At 70.5% G+C, this 17,603-nt stretch carries 15 protein-coding genes; 4 read left to right on the top strand and 11 right to left on the bottom strand.

Annotation, left to right across the window (positions count from 1 at the left end):
• Positions 1–5: 5 nt before the first annotated feature.
• Entirely contained in the window at positions 6–866 is an 861-nt protein-coding gene (locus tag OWR29_RS06005; protein ID WP_267561492.1) for a helix-turn-helix domain-containing protein, read from the top strand.
• Here OWR29_RS06005 and OWR29_RS06000 read toward each other — a convergent pair.
• On the bottom strand, positions 828–2,591 hold the full coding sequence (locus OWR29_RS06000; protein ID WP_267561491.1) for an MFS transporter: 1,764 nt from the start codon (positions 2,589–2,591) through the stop codon (positions 828–830). The genes OWR29_RS06005 and OWR29_RS06000 overlap by 39 nt on opposite strands.
• A 71-nt stretch (positions 2,592–2,662) precedes the next feature.
• Positions 2,663–3,121: a MarR family winged helix-turn-helix transcriptional regulator gene (locus OWR29_RS05995; protein WP_267561490.1), complete on the bottom strand. Its 459-nt coding sequence runs from the start codon at positions 3,119–3,121 to the stop codon at positions 2,663–2,665.
• Positions 3,122–3,220: 99 nt separating this feature from the next.
• On the opposite strand from OWR29_RS05995, the gene OWR29_RS05990 reads away from it, so the two are divergent.
• Positions 3,221–3,727, top strand: coding sequence for a hypothetical protein (locus tag OWR29_RS05990; protein WP_267561489.1), 507 nt, complete (start codon positions 3,221–3,223; stop codon positions 3,725–3,727).
• Here the strand turns inward: OWR29_RS05990 and OWR29_RS05985 are convergent.
• The 7 genes from OWR29_RS05985 to OWR29_RS05955 all read right to left on the bottom strand — a co-directional run bounded on the left by OWR29_RS05985 (position 3,724) and on the right by OWR29_RS05955 (position 11,358).
• A complete protein-coding gene (locus OWR29_RS05985) occupies positions 3,724–4,044 on the bottom strand; it encodes a hypothetical protein (protein WP_267561488.1) in 321 nt (106 codons plus the stop codon). The two genes, OWR29_RS05990 and OWR29_RS05985, sit on opposite strands and share 4 nt — an antisense overlap.
• Positions 4,045–4,536: 492 nt before the next feature.
• Positions 4,537–6,420, bottom strand: a complete 1,884-nt coding sequence (locus OWR29_RS05980; protein ID WP_267561487.1) for an amino acid permease — start codon at positions 6,418–6,420, stop codon at positions 4,537–4,539.
• 54 nt (positions 6,421–6,474) lie between these two features.
• Complete coding sequence (locus OWR29_RS05975; protein WP_267561486.1) at positions 6,475–7,464, bottom strand: zinc-dependent alcohol dehydrogenase family protein; 990 nt, start codon at positions 7,462–7,464, stop codon at positions 6,475–6,477.
• Positions 7,461–8,276 (bottom strand): carbohydrate ABC transporter permease, encoded by an 816-nt coding sequence (locus OWR29_RS05970; protein WP_267561485.1) that lies wholly within the window; start codon positions 8,274–8,276, stop codon positions 7,461–7,463. The genes OWR29_RS05975 and OWR29_RS05970 overlap by 4 nt, the downstream gene beginning before the upstream one ends.
• The gene (locus OWR29_RS05965) at positions 8,273–9,193 is read right to left on the bottom strand and encodes a carbohydrate ABC transporter permease (protein ID WP_267561899.1); all 921 of its coding nucleotides are present in this window, start codon (positions 9,191–9,193) and stop codon (positions 8,273–8,275) included. The genes OWR29_RS05970 and OWR29_RS05965 overlap by 4 nt, the downstream gene beginning before the upstream one ends.
• A 5-nt stretch (positions 9,194–9,198) precedes the next feature.
• Complete coding sequence (locus tag OWR29_RS05960; RefSeq protein WP_267561484.1) at positions 9,199–10,548, bottom strand: ABC transporter substrate-binding protein; 1,350 nt, start codon at positions 10,546–10,548, stop codon at positions 9,199–9,201.
• 48 nt (positions 10,549–10,596) lie between these two features.
• Positions 10,597–11,358 (bottom strand): DeoR/GlpR family DNA-binding transcription regulator, encoded by a 762-nt coding sequence (locus OWR29_RS05955; RefSeq protein ID WP_267561483.1) that lies wholly within the window; start codon positions 11,356–11,358, stop codon positions 10,597–10,599.
• Positions 11,359–11,621: 263 nt separating this feature from the next.
• On the opposite strand from OWR29_RS05955, the gene OWR29_RS05950 reads away from it, so the two are divergent.
• Both OWR29_RS05950 and OWR29_RS05945 read left to right on the top strand, forming a co-directional pair.
• Positions 11,622–13,853 (top strand): putative bifunctional diguanylate cyclase/phosphodiesterase, encoded by a 2,232-nt coding sequence (locus OWR29_RS05950; RefSeq protein ID WP_267561482.1) that lies wholly within the window; start codon positions 11,622–11,624, stop codon positions 13,851–13,853.
• 21 nt (positions 13,854–13,874) lie between these two features.
• Entirely contained in the window at positions 13,875–14,837 is a 963-nt protein-coding gene (locus tag OWR29_RS05945; protein ID WP_267561481.1) for an aminoglycoside phosphotransferase family protein, read from the top strand.
• A gap of 3 nt (positions 14,838–14,840) precedes the next feature.
• On the opposite strand, the gene OWR29_RS05940 is transcribed toward OWR29_RS05945, so the two are convergent.
• On the bottom strand, positions 14,841–15,281 hold the full coding sequence (locus tag OWR29_RS05940) for an NUDIX hydrolase (protein ID WP_267561480.1): 441 nt from the start codon (positions 15,279–15,281) through the stop codon (positions 14,841–14,843).
• 9 nt (positions 15,282–15,290) lie between these two features.
• Positions 15,291–17,513 carry a putative bifunctional diguanylate cyclase/phosphodiesterase gene (locus OWR29_RS05935; RefSeq protein ID WP_267561479.1) on the bottom strand — a complete coding sequence of 741 codons (2,223 nt, stop codon included), beginning with the start codon at positions 17,511–17,513 and terminating at the stop codon, positions 15,291–15,293.
• Positions 17,514–17,603: the final 90 nt, after the last annotated feature.

Here is a 17,603-nt window from a genome sequence, read left to right as displayed (position 1 = left end):
ACGGCATGAGTGACCTCGGTGCGGCGCTGCGGGCCTGGCGAGACCGGCTTGATCCGGCCGCCGTGGGGCTCGCTCACCACGCGCCGCGGCGGGTGGCCGGTCTGCGGCGGTCGGAGCTGGCCCTGCTGGCCGGCATCTCGGTCGAGTACGTGGTCCGGCTGGAACAGGGGAAGGCGGCCACTCCGTCGGCCCAGGTCTGCGCGGCGCTGGCCCGCGCGTTGCAGCTGTCGGACGACGAGCAGGCTCACTTGATGCGCTTGGCCGGGCATGCCGCCGGTCCGGGACGGGTGCCGCGTCTGGTGCCGGGCAGCGTGCACCGGATAGTGGATCAGCTGGCCGGCAGCCCGGTCGGGGTCTACGACGCCACCTGGCAGCTGCTGCACTGGAATCCGTTGTTCGCGGCCACGTTCGGCGATCCGACGCGGCTGCCCGAGGCGGCCCGCAGCGCGCTGATCAGCCAGTTCGAGGGTGGCTTCTCACGAGTCCGCCAGACCGCGGCCGAGCGCGCCGACTTCGAGACGTCGCTGGTGGCCGACCTGCGTTCGACCACCGGCCGGTATCCCGGCGATCCCGGCCTGGTCGCTCTGATCGCCCGGCTCGTCCGCACCGACCGCTTCCGGCAGCTGTGGGAGTTGCGGGCCGTGGCCGAGCACGAGACCGCGAGCAAGACCGTCGTGCACCCCGAGGTCGGTGACATCCCGATTGACTCGAATGTGCTGACCACCCAGGGCACCGACCTGCGCCTGGTGGTGAGCACCCCGCGGCCGGGCACCGACGCGCGGGGCAAACTCGACCTGCTCGCCACCATCGGCTTGCAAGAGATGAGCTCAGGGCTTGAGGGGCTCGGCGACTCCCGTGGCCGGTGAGAGCGGCTGGGCGCCGAGTTCGGCCTGCACCTCGGACTCGTGCACGACGTAGTCCGAGGTCGGGGCCGGCTTGCCCTTGACCAGGGAGGCCAGCGCGCCGACGACGGCCATGGCGATGGCCAGCCAGAAGACGATCACCAGGCCGCTGTGGAACGGGTCGGAGATCAGCTGGGGGAAGAACTCCAGACCGGTGAGGCGGTCCGCGTTGCCCGGCGGCAGGGCGGCCAGCACCTGCGGTCCCAGCAGTTCGCCGATCGGGTTGTAGCCCAGGAAGGCCGCGAACAGCGTGCCCACCGGCGGTAGCGCGGCGATCGCCGAGGCCGTCTGGGCCGGCACACCTTGGCCGGTCAGGCCGCTGCTCAGCGCACCCGGCAGGTGGTCGGCCAGACCGGCCACCATCAGCGAGAAGAAGACGCCGATCGAGAGCACCTGGCCCGCGTTCTGGAAGGTGGCCCGCATGCCCGAGGCGGCGCCGCGCATGGTGGCGGGCACGCTCGACATGATCAGCGACGTGTTGGGCGCCGCGAACAGGCCGCCGCCGACGCCGTTGATGAAGATCAGCACGGCGAACACCGCGTAGTTGAAGTCGCCCGGCAACAGCAGCAGGCCGAGGAACGACAGGGCCATCACCAGCAGCCCGCCCGACGCGAACGGGCGAGGGCCGAACCGGTCGCAGAGCCAGCCCGCCACCGGGCCCGCGGCCAGGAACCCGATCGTCATCGGCACCAGATAGATGCCCGCCCAGAGCGGCGTCGACTCGTACGAGTAACCGTGCAGCGGCAGCCAGATGCCCTGCAACCAGATGATCAGCATGAACTGGAGGCCGCCGCGGGCCACGCTGGCCAGCAGGTTGGCCGCGTTGCCGCTGGTGAAGGCCGCGTTCCTGAACAGGGCGAGCGGGAACATGGGCTCGGCGACCCGGGCCTCGATCAGCCCGAACGCGACGAGCACCAGCGCGCCGCCGATCAGGCCGCTCAGCACCCACGGATTGGTCCAGCCCATCGCGTGGCCGCCGTAAGGCTGAATGCCGTACGTGATAGCCGCCAGCACGGCCGTGAGCCCGATCGCGAAGGTGGCGTTGCCCCACCAGTCGATCTTGGCTTTCCGCCGTACGCCGGTGTCGTGCAGCGAGCGGTAGGCCCACACAGTCCCCAGCAACCCGAGCGGGATGTTGACCCAGAAGATCGAGCGCCAGTCCCATTCGGCGAGCACTCCCCCGGCCACCAGCCCGATGAACGAGCCGGCCAGCGCCGAGACGATGTTGACCCCGAGCGCCATGCCGCGCTGCTCGGCCGAGAAGGCGTCGGTGATGATCGCGGCCGAGTTGGCCATCAGCATCGCGCCGCCGACCGCCTGCAGCACGCGCCAGCCGATCAGCCACAGCGCGCCGCCCCCGCCGTCGAACGGGTCGAGCGACAGGATGATCGAGGTGAGCGTGAAGATCGCGAAGCCGGCGTTGTAGATGCGGACCCGCCCGTACATGTCGCCGAGCCGGCCCAGCGTGACCACCAGCACGGCCGTGACCAGCATGTAGCCGATCAGCATCCAGAGCAGGTAGCTGACGTTGCCGGGCTGCAGCGGGTCGACGTGAATGCCCTTGAAGATGGCCGGGAGCGAGATCAGCACGATCGACGCGTTGATCGTCGCCAGCAGGGTGCCCAGCGTCGTGTTGGACAGGGCGATCCACTTGTAACGCGGATGATCCACGGACAGCACGCGGCTCATCTCCTCTTCACTTATATGGACATTTCGGGCAGCGGCAGGCGTGCTGCTCCCGGCCGGCGAACCGCGGCTTGCTAAGAAGCGCGGTCGGCCGCGAGGTCGCTGAGCCGTTCCAGAGCGGGCAGAGCGGCGACGACGGTCTCGTACTGCTCGGGCGTGAGCCCGTGCAACAGCTCGGACAACGCCGAGGCCCGCACCTCACGGCGGTGAGCCACCGCCTCGCGCCCGGCCTCGGTGATGCTCACGACCACGGCCCGCCCGTCGTTCGGGTCGCTCGTGCGCTCGGCCAGCCCCTCCTTCTCGAGCCGGGTGACCAGCTGGGTCATGGCGGGCTGGCTGATCCCCTCGGGCGCGTAGAGCTCGCAGAGCCGGTGCGGGCCGGAGCGCTCGAGGCGGCGCAGCGTCGAGGCGGCGGTCAGGCTGAGCGGGCCGCGCGGGGTCAACCGGCGAAGCGTCTCGTAGAACCGCTCGAATCCGGCGGCGACGGCCGCGTCCCCGGCCGACATGGACTGCTCGGTGATGGCAGGCTGCACACCCCAACTTATATCACCAGCTTATGTACGGCGGAATTCGCCCGTACGTGCGGGGCCTTCCAGCTGACCGGCGCACGACCGAAATGTCACCATGCAGAAATGGCCGACGCCGCGGAGCACTTCTTCTGGCTGCACCCGCACCTGGGCACCACCACCCGCGGCGGCCACGCCCCGCGCGAGTACGTGATCGCCCTGCAGCACGTCGCGCTGACCCTGGACGCCGACCCGCGCTGGCGATCCTGGTGGCGCCAGTCCGGCCTGACCGCCTGTGAACTGGGCATCGTCGCCGAGGGCAAGCTCGACCACCTGCGGCCCAGCGCCGACATCCGCCGGCTCGACGACCGGCTGCAGGCCAACTTCACCTGCGCGCTGCCGACCGGCACGGCCACCGCCGAACGGACCGCGGCCGACGAGGTGCGGGCCATGTTCGAGGTGATCCGCCAGGCCCTCACGCTGCCCGCACTGCCGCCCACCCCGCCCATGCCGTGCCCGCCCCGCGACGTACCGGACGTGCCCGTCACCGCCAAGCGCCTGCCCGAGCCGACCCAGGAGCCCGAGGTGCAGGGCTATCTGACGCTCACCCAGATCCAGGAGTTCTTCGCCTAGCGGCCGTCCTCCAGCCAGGTCAGCGCGACCAGCTCTCCCAGCTGGGCGATGGCGTCACTCTTGGCCGGCCCCTCCGGAAGTTCGCGGCGGGCGGCCGCGACCAGGTCCGAACGCAGCAGCGCGAAGATCTGCGCCCGGCCGGCGTCGGGCAGGTCGGGAAGCCAGAGGCTGCCGAGGTTCTCGGCGACGACCATGCGGAGCCAGTCCGCGGTCTTCCGGTCGTCGAGGCGCGGGATGAGGTATTCCAGCGTCCACTCGAAGAGCCCGCCCGTCGCCTGCCAGTCCCGCCCTTGCCGGACCATGATGAGAGCCGCCATTGTCGCCGTCCCAGGATGAAGACCCGCGGTGCCAAGCCCTGCTCCGCCACGAACTTTTCCACCTTCGCCACCTGGTCGGCGGTGAACTGCGAGACGTCCACCGGAACCAGGTCGGCTTTCTTCAGGTGCAGCACGATCTGCTGCGAGAACCGTGCCCACTGCCGTTCGAACCGGTGCGCCGCGAACGGGCCCACCGCGTCGTACGAGCGTCCGCCCTGGTCGAACCAGTCGGCCCGGCAGCCGGGGGCGGCTCGGGTCAGGCGTACGCCCAATTCGATCTCGATGCGGACGGCGGTCACGGCCTCGTTGTGCCGGTAGCGGCCGGTGGCCGGATCCATGCCGAGCGCCCGCACCCGATCCCGCTCCGGAGCCGGTCGCACCGCACCCGCCTCGCGCGCACGGATCAGTTCCCGCTCGGCCGCCGGTCGCACCGCGCCCATCTCGCGCGCACGGATCGGTTCCCGTTGGGGTGGCAGATCCGGCGCGCGCATGTCAGCGCTGCACTCGCTCGGGCCGGTGCGCGCCCGGCTCTCGCGGCGGGCGACGCGGCCCCGGCTGCGCGGACGGCTGCTCCGGCCCGCCCGGCCGATCCGGCTCGTCGAGCGACCGCCCAGGCTCGTCCGGCGACAGGTCGGGCTCGTTGAGCGACCGCTCAAGCTCGTCGGGCGACCGTCCGGGCCCACCGGGCGAACGTCCAGGCTCGTCGAGCAACGGCCCAAGCTCGTCAGGCGACCGTCCAGGCTCGTCGCGCAACCACCCAAGCTCGTCCGGCGATCGTCCTGGCTCGTCCGGCGACCGCCCAGGCTCGCCCGGCGGCCGCTCCAAGCCGGGATCGGCCGACGAAAGCCCGTGTTCGTCCGACGGCCGCCGCTCCGGCAAGGGGCGGCGCTCGTCCAACGGACGGCGCGGTGCCGGCGGCGCCACGGGCGTGATCACCACCGGGACGCCGCCCTGGCCGATGCCGGCGTAGATCACCGGCCGCGCCCCGCGCAGGACCAGCGCGTGCAGCACGCCCAAGCCGGCCACGACAGCCAACCCCGCCGGCACGATCCAGCGCAACGCCGAGCCGCCCGGCACGCCGAGCAGCAGGGCGAGATCCCGGAACGCGAGATACGCCACGGCGCCCAGAGCCACCGTCGACAACACCGGCGCGACGAAGCGGGTGAACGCGTCCTCGCCGTTCGGCACGCGGTTGAGGTGCAGCAACGCCGCCAGCGAGGTGAGGATCAGCAACACCAGCAGGCCGAGCCCGCCCGCGATCATGAGGCGCCGCCCGGTCACCGGGGCGTCGGCGACGTTGGTCGCCGCGGCCGCCAGGAACAGTGCGGTCACGGCCGTCTGGGTCAGCGAGGCGGCGCGGGGTGCGTGCGTACGCCGGGACGTGCGCCCCAGCCCGGCCGGCAGCACCCTTTCCCGCCCCAGCGCGAACAGGTAGCGCGACATGGTCTGATGCAACGCCAGAATCGCCGCGATCAGCGCGGTGAGCAGCACCAACCGGCCGAGCGTGACCGCCCACGGCGCGAGCCGGGCCCCGGCCAGCTCGAACAGCAGCTCGGAGCCGCGGGATCGGGAGAGATCGGTTATCCGGTCGGGTCCGGCCGCCGCGCTGAGCGACCACGAGGCGCCGGCCAGCACGATTGCGAAGACGGCCACCGTGGCGTACGTGGCCAGGCCGGGGTCCCGACGGGGGCGGATGGCTTCCTCGGCGTACGGGCCGGTGGTCTCGAACCCGGCGAACGCCAGCACCCCCACCGCCAGCAGCAGGCCGAGCGCAGGCAGGTCGACAGTGGACGGCAGCACGCTGTCGGCGACGAGCTGCCCGCCGGCCGGGTCGAGCACGTTGGCCGTCGCGAACCCGGCCGCGACGGCCACCTCGACCAGCACCAGCAGCGCGACGAGGCCGCCGGCGATCTCGGCCCGGATCGTGCCGCACAGCGCGACCACCAGCCAGCACCCGGCGGCGACCAGCCACCAGTCGGCGGTCACGTCGAACCAGCTGCGTAGCAGGGGCGCCGCGGCCGCACCGACCAGGCCGTACAGCCCGAGCTGAATGGCCTGGTAGCAGGCGAGGGCGAGCCACGCGGCGCCCGCACCGGCCGGGCGGCCCAGCCCGCGTGCGACGTACGTGTACATCGCACCGGCGAAGGGCGCGCGGTTGGCCATGGCCGCGTAACCGGCCGAGAAGAGAACGAGGATGACGCCGAGGGCCACGAAGCTCAGCGGAACCAGAGCCCCGCCGCCGGTGGCGTAGGCGGCGGGCACGACGGTGATCAGAACGGCGATCGGTGCGGTCGCCGCCAGCGCGAAGAACGTGACGGCGGCCGCGCCGAGACGGCCGGGGGCCAGGGTGTGCGATGGCTCCGGGGGCGTACCCACACCCCTATTTGATCCTGAAGAGTGACCACCTGACAACCGGCCGTAAGGTTTCACTCACGGCTCGATGAGGATCTTCCTTCCGACCCCGGCCCGGAACTGGTCGAGCGCCTGCGCGTAGTCGCTCAGCGGGAACCGGTGGCTGACGAAGATCGACGGGTCGAGCACGCCGGCCGCGAGCAGCTGCCCGGCCCGGTCGAAGCTGTGCAGCACGGCCATCGAGCCGGTGATCGTGATCTCGCGCCGATAGATCTCGTACGGTTCGATCGCGACCCGGGCGTCGTAGCTCGACACTCCGAACTGGAGATACGTCCCACCCCGCCCAACCCGGGACAAACCATCCCGGATGGCCGCCTCGGCACCGGTGCAGTCGATCACCACGTCGAATCCGCGCGGCGCGTCCAGCTCGGCGGCCGAGGTGGTCGCGGCCGTACAGCCCAGCCGCTTCGCCGTCTCGAGCCGGGCGGGATTGAGGTCCACCACGGACACCGACTCGGCCCCGGCCCGCTTGGCCAGCTCGAGCATCATCAGCCCCATCGTGCCGGAGCCGTAGATGAGGTACGAGGTGGCCATCGCCCGCGGCAGCACGTCGAACCCGCGGACCGCGCACGAGAGCGGTTCGATCAGGGCCGCGTCCTTGGCCGCGAGGTGGCTGGGCAGCTTGAACAGGTTGGCCATGGGCGCCGCCACGAATTCGGCGGCGCCACCGCTGACCGTCACCCCGATCGCCGCCCAGTTCTCGCACTGGTTGCCCCGGGCTCGCTTGCAGTAGTAGCAGTAACCGCAGTACAGAGACGGGTCGACCGCGACGTGATCGCCCACCGCGTACCCGGAAACCTCCGAGCCGACGGCGACGATCTCGCCGGCGAACTCGTGACCGGGCACGATCGGGAACGACGGGGCGAACTCGCCGTCCATGATGTGCAGATCGGTGCCGCAGATGCCGGTCGCGGCCGGTTTGACCACCACGTCGGTGGGGCCGGGGGTCGGGTCCGGCACCTCCTCGATCGCGATCGTTCCCGGCGTGACGACGACGGCTGCTCTCACTTGACGGCTCCCATCGAGAGGCCCCGGACCAGCTTGTTCTGCGCGACCCAGCCGGCGATGAGCACCGGCAGCGAGACGATCGTCGCGGCCGCGCACAGCCGGGCCAGGAAGGCGCCCTCGGACGAGATGAAACCGACCAGGAAGATCGGCGACGTGCCCGAGTTCGTGGCGGTCAGGTTCACGGCCAGGAAGAACTCGTTCCAGGCGAAGATAAAACAGATCAGCGCGGTCGCGGCCAGTCCGGGGCTGACGATCGGCAGGATGATTTTGCGGATGCTGGTGAGCAGGCCCGCGCCGTCGACCTCGCCCGCCTCGAGCACCTCGCGCGGCACCTCGAGCAGGAACGAGCGCATCATCCAGACCGCCAGCGGCAGGTTCATGCTCGTGTAGAGGATGACCATGGTCCAGATGTTGTCGAGCATGCCCAGGTGCTTGACCAGCAGATAGACCGGCAGGAAGGCGGCCACGACCGGCATCATCTTGGTGCTGATGAAGAAGAACAGCGAGTCGCTCCACTTGGCCACCGGGCGCAGCGACAGGGCATAGGCGGCCGGGGTGGCCAGCAGCACGACCAGGATCGTCGAGAAGACGCTGGCCATCAGCGAGTTGAGCAGGAACGGCGTGATGTTGCGGTCGAAGACCTGGGTGTACTGGGCCAGCGTGGGTGCGAAGAACCAGCTCGGCGGGTTGGTCGCCGCGTCGGCCTCCTGCTTGAAGCTGGTCAGCACCATCCAGATCACCGGAAATACGAAGACGATCCCGGCGACCCAGGCCGCGATGCCCCAGATCGAGTTCTGGAGGCGCACCCTCATCGGTTCTCCTCCATCTTGAACAGGCTCGAGATGACCCGCAGGGCGAACGTGGCCACGATGATCGTCAGGATCACCACGATCACGCCGGCCGCCGAGGCCTCGCCGTACTCGAACTTGCGGAACATCGTCAGATAAATTTCGTACGGCAGGTTGGTGGTCGCCGTGCCCGGCCCGCCCTGCGTGATGCTGAAGATCGCGTCGAACGTGTTGACCAGATAGATCGAGCCCAGCAGCGCGCCCAGCTCCAGGTACTGCCGCAGGTGCGGGATGGTCATCCGGCGGAAGATCTGCCACGCGTTGGCCCCGTCGACCTTGGCCGCCTCCAGCACCTCGTGCGACTGCGACTGCAGGCCGGCCAGCAGGATGAGCATCATGAAGGGCGTCCACTGCCAGACCAGCGTGGTGATCACGGCGGCCTTCGGGTACGACGAGACCCAGTCGGTCGAGCCGCCGAAGATGCCGTTGATCAGGCCGTAGGTCGGGTTGAAGAGGGCGTGCTTCCAGAGCAGCGCGGCGGCGATCGGCATCACCAGAAACGGCGTGATGAGCAGGGTCCGCACGATGCCGCGGCCGAGGAACTTGCGGTCCAGCAGCAGCGCGAACACCAGGCCCAGGATGAGCGAGAAGATCACCGCGCCGGCCGTGAGCACGACGGTGTTGACCAGCGCCGACCGCAGCCGCGAGTCGGAGAGAACCGTGACGTAGTTGTCGAACCCGACGAACGGCTTGTCCCCGGGACGCAGCGCGTTCCAGCTCGTGGTCGACAGATAGATCGTGTAGAGGAACGGCACCTGCGTGACGACGATGGCGAAGATCAGCGCGGGCAGGAGCGGCGCCCGGCGTACCCAGCGGTCCTTGGCCCCGCCCTTGGTGGGCCGGACGGGCGGCTGAGTCCGCTCGTCCGGCCGGGCGACCATGGTTGTCACTTGTACTTCTTCGCCACGTCTTCGGCCTGCTTCTGACCGTCGGCCAGGGCCTTGTCGACGGTGTTGCTGCCGGCGATGGCCGCGCTCACCTCCTGCGACACCTTGGTGCCGAGGTCGGCGAACTCGGGGATGCCGACGAACTGCACGCCCAGCGCGGGCCGGGGCTGCACGCCCGGGTTGGTCGGGTCGGCGTGCTCGATCGAGCCCAGCGTCACGTCGGCGAACGCCTTGGCCGACTCCTTGTACTCCGGGATCGAGTACGTCGAGGTGCGCTTGCCGGACGGCAGCCGCGACCAGCCCAGCTTCTCGCCGACCAGCTTCTCGTAGTCCTTGCTGGTCGCCCACGAGATGAACTTCCAGGCGGCGTCGGCCTTCTTGGTGGTCTTGGGCATGGCCCAGGCCCACGTCCACAGCCAGCCCGAGTACTCGGTCTTGTTGACCGGGGCGTACGCGTAACCGACCTTGCCCGCGACCTTGCTGGCGTTCGGGTCCTCCAGCGTGCCGGCGGCCGACGTCGCGTCGTACCACATGGCCGCCTTGCCCTGGCCGAACGTGTTCAGGCACTCGGTGAAGCCGGACTGCGGGGCGCCGGGCTGACCGTGCTGCTTGAGCAGGTTGACGTAGAAGTTGGTGGCTTCCTTGAACTCGGGCGAGCTGACCTGCGCGTTCCAGTCCTTGTCGAACCAGGTGCCGCCGTAGGTGTTGACGACCGTGGTCAGCGGGGCGAACAGCTCACCCCAGCCGGGCAGGCCGCGCAGGCAGATGCCGGAGACGCCCTTGCTCTTGTCGTCGAGCTTGGCCGCAAAGTCGGCGACCTGGGCCCAGGTGGGCTTCTCGGGCATCTTGAGGCCCTTGGCGTCGAAGAGTTCCTTGTTGTACATGAGGAACGACGACTCGCCGTAGAACGGGGCCGCGTACATCTTGCCGTCCTCGCCGCTGAGCGACGACACCATCGGCTTGATCAGGTCGTTCACGTCGTACGCGGAGTCGGCCTGAGCCTGCGTCGACACCTCGTGCAGCCAGCCGTTCTTGGCCCAGATCGGCACCTCGTAGGCGCCGACCGTGGCCACGTCGTACTGTCCGCCCTGGTTCGCGACGTCCTGGGTGACCTTGTCCCGCAGTTCGTTCTCCGGGAGGATCGTGAACTTCACGGTGATCCCGGTCTGCTTGGTGAAGTTGTCGGCGGTCAGCTTCTGGATGTCCTCCATCTGCGGGTTGCCGACCATCAGGGCCGTGATGGTGTTGTCGGCCGAATCGCCGCTGCCGGTGGTCGTCGAGCCGGCGCCCGAACAGCCGGCCGTGAAGGCCAGCAGTCCGACCGCTATCGCAGCCAGTTTTTTGGACATGGTGGAACCTCCGTTTAATGGAAAACGGCGAGTGAACAGTGGTGTGAATCAGACCCGGATGACCTGCGGTCCCAGCCGGGCATAGCGGTTCGCCTCGGAAACCGGTAATGCGGTGTCCGTGACCAGTGACTCGAAATCAGATATCTCGGCGAATCGGCAGAATGTGCGTACGCCGAATTTCGTGTGAATGCCGACGAAGACCCGGCGACGGGCGGCCGCCACCGCCCGCGCCTTCACGTCCGCGACGGCCGGATCCGGCGTGGTGAGCCCGACCTCACGGGAGATCCCGTTGGCCCCGATGAAGGCCAGGTCGATCACGAAGCTGGAGACCATGGCCGCCGCCCAGTGATCCACGGTGGCCAGGGTGCGCCCCCGCACCCGGCCGCCGAGCAGCAGAACCGTGGCCGGCGTGGAGGCGGCCAGCCAGGCCGCGGTGTTGAGGGACGCGGTCAGAACGGTGAGCGGCCGGTCGGTGGGCAGCTCCTCGGCGATCAGCTGCGGGGTGAAGCCCTCGTCGATGAAGATCGTTTCCGCGTCCCCGATGAGCCCGGCCGCGGCGGCCGCGATCCGCCGCTTCTCGGGCACCCCGCGAACGGTCCGCATGGCCAGGTCGGTCTCGAATTTCGCGGTTTCCACGGGGTACGCCCCGCCGTGCGTCCGCCGGATCAGGCCATGCTTTTCCAGCAGGCGCAGATCGCGGCGAATCGTTTCGGCGGACACGTCGAGTTCGGCCGCGAGTTTCGCGACTTCGACCTCACCGTGCCGGCGGGCCAGGGCGACGATCTGATGCTGTCGCTCATCCGCATTCAATTGCCGCCACCTCCCCGCTCGTCGACCGACCTATTTGTAACACCGGAGAAACCTGTGGCCTCCATCACAAGGTCACAGACTTCGTTGTTTACTTGCCCGTTTGCCCGGCCACGGAGGTCGACCAAGATCGCTCCAAACTATGTCCAAGCGCGCGAATCGCTTGACCGTTTCCGGCGAAATCATGACCACATCGTGACCGGTCGTGTGAGCTCGGGCGGCGCCGTTTCCCTCAACTCGGGCCGCCCGCGGACGACTGTCAATCCGTGCTAGCGACAGACCAGCTTGGTGAGTTCCTGTCCGCGGTCGCCGACCGTCCCGCCGGTCCGGCCGCGCACCACGCTGCCGTGGAATGCGCGGCCCGAGCCCTCGACGCCGACATCGCCGTCCTGATGATCGACGGCGGCGTGGTGGCGGCCGTCGGACTGCCCGCCGACCGGGTGCCCGCGCATCCGCTGGCCGAGATCGCCGCCGGTCGCCGGGCCGCCCTCGAACTCAACGGAACCCGCTACGCGGTCACGCACGCCACGATCGGCGACTCCGCCTCGGGCGTGCTGGTTCTGGGTCGTACGCGCGGACCCTTCACCGCCGAAGAGGTGTGCCTGCTGCGCGGCCTAGCCCGCGTGCTCGAGCTGAGCCTGCAGTCGCTGCACATGATCGAGTCGGAGCGCCGCTACGCCGAGGAGAACGGCCGCCTGCTCGGCTACCTCGACCAGGGCCGGCGCGTGTTCGAAGAGATGGCGGCCGTGCAGCGGGCCATCGGCCGCCGCGTGCCCGTGCCGCAGATCTACGACATGGTGCTGGGCGCGGTGCGCGACCTGCTCGGCGTCGACATGGTCGCGATCAACCTGCTCGAGCCGGACGACCGTACGCTCGGCAGCACCGTCGCCTCGCTCGGCGTACCGCCTGGCGCCGCCGCGAAACGCCGCCGCATCCCCATCGCCTCGGGCGGCGTCTCCGGCCTGGCCATCCTCGGCGACGAACTGGTCGCGGTCGAGGACTACGCCGCGTGCCCGATCGCGCTGCCCCCGATGACCGCCATCCAGCTCGAATCGGTGATGGCCACGCCCGTACGCGTCAACGGCCAGGCCGTGGGCAGCCTCACCGCCGGCACGTTCGGCGCCCGCCGGGTCTGGGAGAAGCCGGCCCGCGAGATCCTGCAGGCGTTCGCCGAGCACCTCAGCCTGGCCCTGACCGACGCCCGCACCCAGGAGGCGATGAACCAGGCGTTCCTCGACTCGCTGACCGGCCTGGCCACGCGTGCGCTGTTCCAGGCCCGCATGGAGGAAGCGCTCGGCCACAGCGGGCTGGGCGCGGCCGTCCTGTTCGTCGACCTCGACCGCTTCAAGGTGGTCAACGACTCGCTCGGGCACGCGGCCGGCGACGCGTTGCTGACCGGCGTGGCCGGCCGCATCCAGAGCTGCCTGCGCGACGGCGACACGGCCGCGCGCCTGGGCGGTGACGAGTTCGCGGTGCTGCTGCCGGGCGTGCTCGACGCCGACGAAGCAGTGCCGGTGGCCCGGCGCATCCTGGACGCGCTGCGCGAGCCGTTCGACCTGCTCGGCTCCGAGACCTTCATCAGCTCCAGCATCGGCGTCGCGTTCAGCGGGCCCGACCAGCACGCCGTGGCCGAGCTCATGGTCCACGCCGACCTGGCGATGTACCAGGCCAAGAAGCACGGCAAGGACCGGTTCGAGGTGTTCGAGCCGGCCATGCAGGAGGCCTTCCAGGCCCACATCGCGCTCGAGGCCGACCTGCGCCGGGCCGTGGTGCGGCACGAGTTCGAGCTGCGCTACCAGCCGATCGTTCACCTGCGGACGGGCGAGATCACCGGGGTCGAGGCGCTGATCCGCTGGATGCACCCCGAGCGCGGCATCGTGCCGCCGATGGACTTCATCCCGCTGGCCGAGGAGACCGGCATGATCGTGCCGATCGGCGAGTGGGTGCTGCGCGAGGCGACGACCCGGGTGGCCGAGTGGAACGCCCGGCGCGACGGCCCGCCGCTGACGGTGAGCGTCAACGTCTCGGCCGTCCAGCTCGAGCAGGCGGCGCTGATCCAGGTGGTGGAGTCGGCTCTGCAGGCGGCCGACATGCGGCCCGACCGCCTGGTGCTCGAACTGACCGAGTCGCTCCTGGTCGACCACCGCCCGGCCACGCTGGAGCGCCTGGGCGCGTTGAAGGCCCTGGGCGTACGCCTGGCCATCGACGACTTCGGCACGGGCTACTCGTCGCTGGCGTACCTGCGCCGCTTCCCGGTCGACATCATCAAGATCGACAAATCCTTCGTAGACGACGTGGTCGACGAGCCCACCGCGGCGGCGCTCACCCACGGCATCATCCAGCTGGGCCGGGCGCTCGAACTGTCCACCATCGCCGAGGGCATCGAGCACGCGGGCCAGCTGACCTCGCTGGCCGGCGGCAACTGCGAACTGGGCCAGGGCTACTACTTCGCCGAGCCGCTGACCGGCGCCGCCATCAGCGACCTGCTGTTCCCCTGACCGGTCGGCCGCTGCGGCACAATGCGGGTCGTGCGCGAGCGACCCGAGGGCTTGACCGATGACGATGTCGTACGGGGCCTGGCCGACGGCTGGCGGCTGGCCGTCAGTGAGCTGGAGTTCCTGCCGGTCGGCGCCGGCGGCTACCACTGGTCGGCGACCGCGGGCGCCGAGCGATGGTTCGTCACGATCGACGTACGAGCCGATCTGCCCACGCTGAGGCGGGCCCTGGGCACGGCCGCGGCCCTGCGCCGAGCCGGCCTCGACTTCGTGCTGGCCCCCATCCCCGACCGCGACGGCGACGCGGCCCGCCCCCTCAGCCACCAGCACGCGCTGTCGGTCTATCCCCTGGTCCCCGGAACCGCCGGCGACTTCGGCCCCCACCCCGCAGCCGACCGCTCAGCCGTCCTCGACCTGCTGATCGCCCTGCACCAGACCGAGCCACCGCCGATCGCGCAACCCACCGACCTGCGGCTACCGGGCCGAGCCGACCTGGAGGCGGCCCTGAACGACCTCGAGGGCCCCTGGACGAGCGGCCCGTACGCCGAACCGGCCCGCCAGGTCCTCAGCCGGCACGCCGCCCGCATCACCGCCTGGCTGCAGGACTTCGACAACATGGCCGCCGACGTGGCCCCAGCCACCGACTGGGTCGTCACCCACGGCGAGCCCCACCCCGGCAACGTCCTCAAGACCCCCACCGGCCTCCGGCTGATCGACTGGGACACCACCCGCCTGGCCCCACCCGAACGCGACCTCTGGATGCTGACCCCCGCCATGATCGGCGCCCCACCTCACCCCGACGACGGCCTGCTGGCCCACTACGAGCACCGAACCGGCCGAACCGTCTCCCGCCGGACGATCGCCTTCTACCGCCTCTGGTGGATCCTGGCCGACCTCGCCGTCTACACCACCGAACTGCGCCGCCCCCACACCCCCGGCCCCGACCTGGCCAACTCCCTCCACTACTTGACCGCCAACCTCGAGTAGCCCTCAGAGGCGCGCGACGACCTCGGCCAGGTGGGGTGGTTCGAGGCGGTCGGGCAGGGCCGGGAAGTCGGCCGGGGCTATCCAGGCGTGGCCCAGCAGCTCCTCGGCCTCGTAGGGCATCAGGCCGGCCGCGGAGAGGGCGGGCCGTGCGGTGTCGTAGCGGGCGGCGAAGAACTGCTCGTTGCCGGTGTAGAGGCGGCCCTTCCACTGGGACGCGCGGTGAACGTCGATGTACGTCTCGCCGACTCGGGAGGGGTCGAGGCCGGTCTCTTCGGCCAGCTCGCGGCGGGCCGTCTCGAGCGGGCTCTCGCCCTCCTCGATGCCGCCGCCGGGTGGTTCCCACAGGCGGGAGCCGTCGTGCGGGTCGCGCCAGTTCATCAGGAGCACCCGGCCGTCGGCGTCGAAGCAGATCACCCGTACGGCCGGGCGGTGAAAGATCTCCATGATCTGAGCCTAGGCGGAGGCCTCGACGGGCAGTAGCGCCTCGAAGTCGGCGGCCGGCAGGGGGCGGGCGAAGTGGTAGCCCTGGGCGGCCTGGTAGCCCAGCTCGCGCAGGCGTTCGGCCTGCTGCGGGGTCTCGACGCCCTCGGCCACGGCGTGCAGCTTCAGCGCCTCGGCCAGGTGGGCCACGCCGGCCGCCACCGACACCCGCTCGTCGGGGTCGGCCTGGGTGAACGTGCGGTCGAGTTTGACCTCGTCGAGGGGCACGTCGTGCAGCAGGCTGAGCGGGGAGCTGCCGGTGCCGAAGTCGTCCAGGGCCAGCTTCACGCCTAAGGTGCGCAGCTCGTCGAGCACCGTGAACGAGTCGCCCGGTTCGACGGGCATCGACTCGGTGATCTCCAGGGTGATCTGGGCCGGGGTCACGCCGTACTCGTCAATAAGGGCTTTGACGGCGCCGGCGAAGTCGGGTTCGCGCAGGTCGCGGGCGGAAATGTTGATGTTGAGGAGGGTGCCGGCGGGCCAGGCGGCCAGCTGGCGCAGCGAGGCCCGAAGCACCCAGCGGCCGAGGGGCACGATCAGGCCCGTACGTTCGGCGACCGGGATGAACGCGTCGGGCGCGAGAGTGCCGTGCACCGGGTGGTTCCAGCGCACCAGGGCCTCGGCGCCCAGCACGCGGTGGCCCTCGTCGAGCGCCACGATCGGCTGGAAGAGCAGGAACAGCTGCTCGTCGCGGATCGCGTCCTGCAGTTCGGCGCCGACCGAGGTGGCCGTCATGTCCTCGTCGTAGTGCAGCGCCGCCGTGCCGGGCAGGGCCTTGGCCGCGTACATCGCGATGTCGGCCTGCCGCAGCAGCACGCTCGGGTCGTCGCCGGAGCGGCCGTCGGCGATGCCGATGCTGGCCCGGATGGGCAGCTCGTGACCGTCGGCCAGCACCGGCGCCCGCAGCGAGTCGATCATGCGGCGGGCGGCCAGACCGGCCGCCTCGGGGTCGGCGCCGTCGATCACCACCACGAACTCGTCGCCACCGAGCCGGGCCACCGTGTCCTCCACCCGCAGGCAGCCGGCCAGGCGGTGGGCGACTGCGATCAGCAACTGGTCGCCGACCTCGTGGCCCAGGGTGTCGTTGACCTCTTTGAAGTCGTCCAGGTCGATCAGCGCGACGGCGACCGGGCGGGCCCCCGGCGCGTCCAGGGCCCGGCGCAGCCGCTCGTGGAAGAGCACGCGGTTGGGCAGCTGGGTCAGCGCGTCGTGGGTGGCGTTGTGGTCGAGGCGGCGCAGCAGCCGGCCGTTGTCGCTGAACGCGGTGATCTGGCGGAGCACGACGACCGCGGTGAGCAGCACGGCCGCGACCACGACGGTGCGCTGGGCGGCGCTGTCGTCCTGCCAGGTGACGACCAGCAGCAGCCCGTCGACGACGGCGACGGCCAGGTAGGGCAGGAAGCTGAACGGGCGCCGGCGCACAGGTTTCTCACCGCGCCGCGGCCCCGGCCGGACGGCCCGCTGCCGGCGGTTGGCCAGGATCGCGCACAGGAAGAGGGCCGGCAGATCGATCATGTCCGGGTACAGGTTCGGATCCCAGGCCGACAGCAGCGGGCGCAGCGCGGGGCCGACCGCGCCGATCACCACGGCCAGGCCGATCAGCCGCAGAGCGCCCGGGTCCATGTGGTTCTGGCTGGTCAGCAGGAACTTGGCCACGGCGAAGACGGCCAGCAGGGCCAGCACGCTCAGGGCCAGCGAGGCGAAGAGCATGCCCGGGTCGCCGCCCTCGAACGCGTACCGCCCGCTGAAGTGCCACAGGTAGACCGCGCAGGCCAGCATGACGGTGCCCGCGTCGAGCACCACCCGGAACAGCTCACCCCGCGTCTGCTGGCCGAACGGCAGGCGGAGCAGGGCGTACATGACCAGGACCACGGCGACGCTCTGGATGGCGATCTGACCGATGCCGACGCCGGCGTGAGCCGGGTCGGGGGCGACGAGGGCGTGGTACGCCTGGGCCGCGTTGCCGAGGCCGACCGGCACACAGATCACCCCGATCCGTCGCCAGAACTGACGGACGGCCAGCGGAAGGTGCTCGGCCCGGGCGGTCTGGAAGCAGTCGACGGCGAGCACGGCCGCCCCGGCCACGCCGGGCACCCAGAGCAGCACCCAGGGGATGACCGGGCTGATCGCGTTGACCACGACGCCGGCGATCACCGCCGCCAGCAGCGCCACGGAGATCCGCAAAGTTCGGCCCATCCGGGCGCCTCCTAGGGGAAAAGTGCTTCCGGCTTGATCGGCCGGCGGGCCCCCGAGGTGAGGAATCGCGCTGTGACCCAGGTCCCCGGC

It is taken from the genome of Paractinoplanes pyxinae, assembly GCF_026626335.1.
Taxonomy (GTDB): domain Bacteria; phylum Actinomycetota; class Actinomycetes; order Mycobacteriales; family Micromonosporaceae; genus Actinoplanes; species Actinoplanes pyxinae.
The sequence above is the reverse complement of the archived record's forward strand: the minus strand, read 5'-3'. Positions and strand labels throughout refer to the sequence as shown.

What these genes read in the sequence shown, in the direction of transcription:
- OWR29_RS05945 (WP_267561481.1), top strand. Translation starts at nt 13,875, where the DNA reads ATGCGGGTCGTGCGCGAGCGACCCGAGGGCTTGACCGATGACGATGTC.
- OWR29_RS05940 (WP_267561480.1), bottom strand. Translation starts at nt 15,281, where the DNA reads ATGGAGATCTTTCACCGCCCGGCCGTACGGGTGATCTGCTTCGACGCC.
- OWR29_RS05965 (WP_267561899.1), bottom strand. Translation starts at nt 9,193, where the DNA reads ATGGTCGCCCGGCCGGACGAGCGGACTCAGCCGCCCGTCCGGCCCACC.
- OWR29_RS05935 (WP_267561479.1), bottom strand. Translation starts at nt 17,513, where the DNA reads ATGGGCCGAACTTTGCGGATCTCCGTGGCGCTGCTGGCGGCGGTGATC.
- OWR29_RS05990 (WP_267561489.1), top strand. Translation starts at nt 3,221, where the DNA reads ATGGCCGACGCCGCGGAGCACTTCTTCTGGCTGCACCCGCACCTGGGC.
- OWR29_RS05960 (WP_267561484.1), bottom strand. Translation starts at nt 10,548, where the DNA reads ATGTCCAAAAAACTGGCTGCGATAGCGGTCGGACTGCTGGCCTTCACG.
- OWR29_RS06005 (WP_267561492.1), top strand. Translation starts at nt 6, where the DNA reads ATGAGTGACCTCGGTGCGGCGCTGCGGGCCTGGCGAGACCGGCTTGAT.
- OWR29_RS05970 (WP_267561485.1), bottom strand. Translation starts at nt 8,276, where the DNA reads ATGAGGGTGCGCCTCCAGAACTCGATCTGGGGCATCGCGGCCTGGGTC.
- OWR29_RS06000 (WP_267561491.1), bottom strand. Translation starts at nt 2,591, where the DNA reads ATGAGCCGCGTGCTGTCCGTGGATCATCCGCGTTACAAGTGGATCGCC.
- OWR29_RS05985 (WP_267561488.1), bottom strand. Translation starts at nt 4,044, where the DNA reads ATGGCGGCTCTCATCATGGTCCGGCAAGGGCGGGACTGGCAGGCGACG.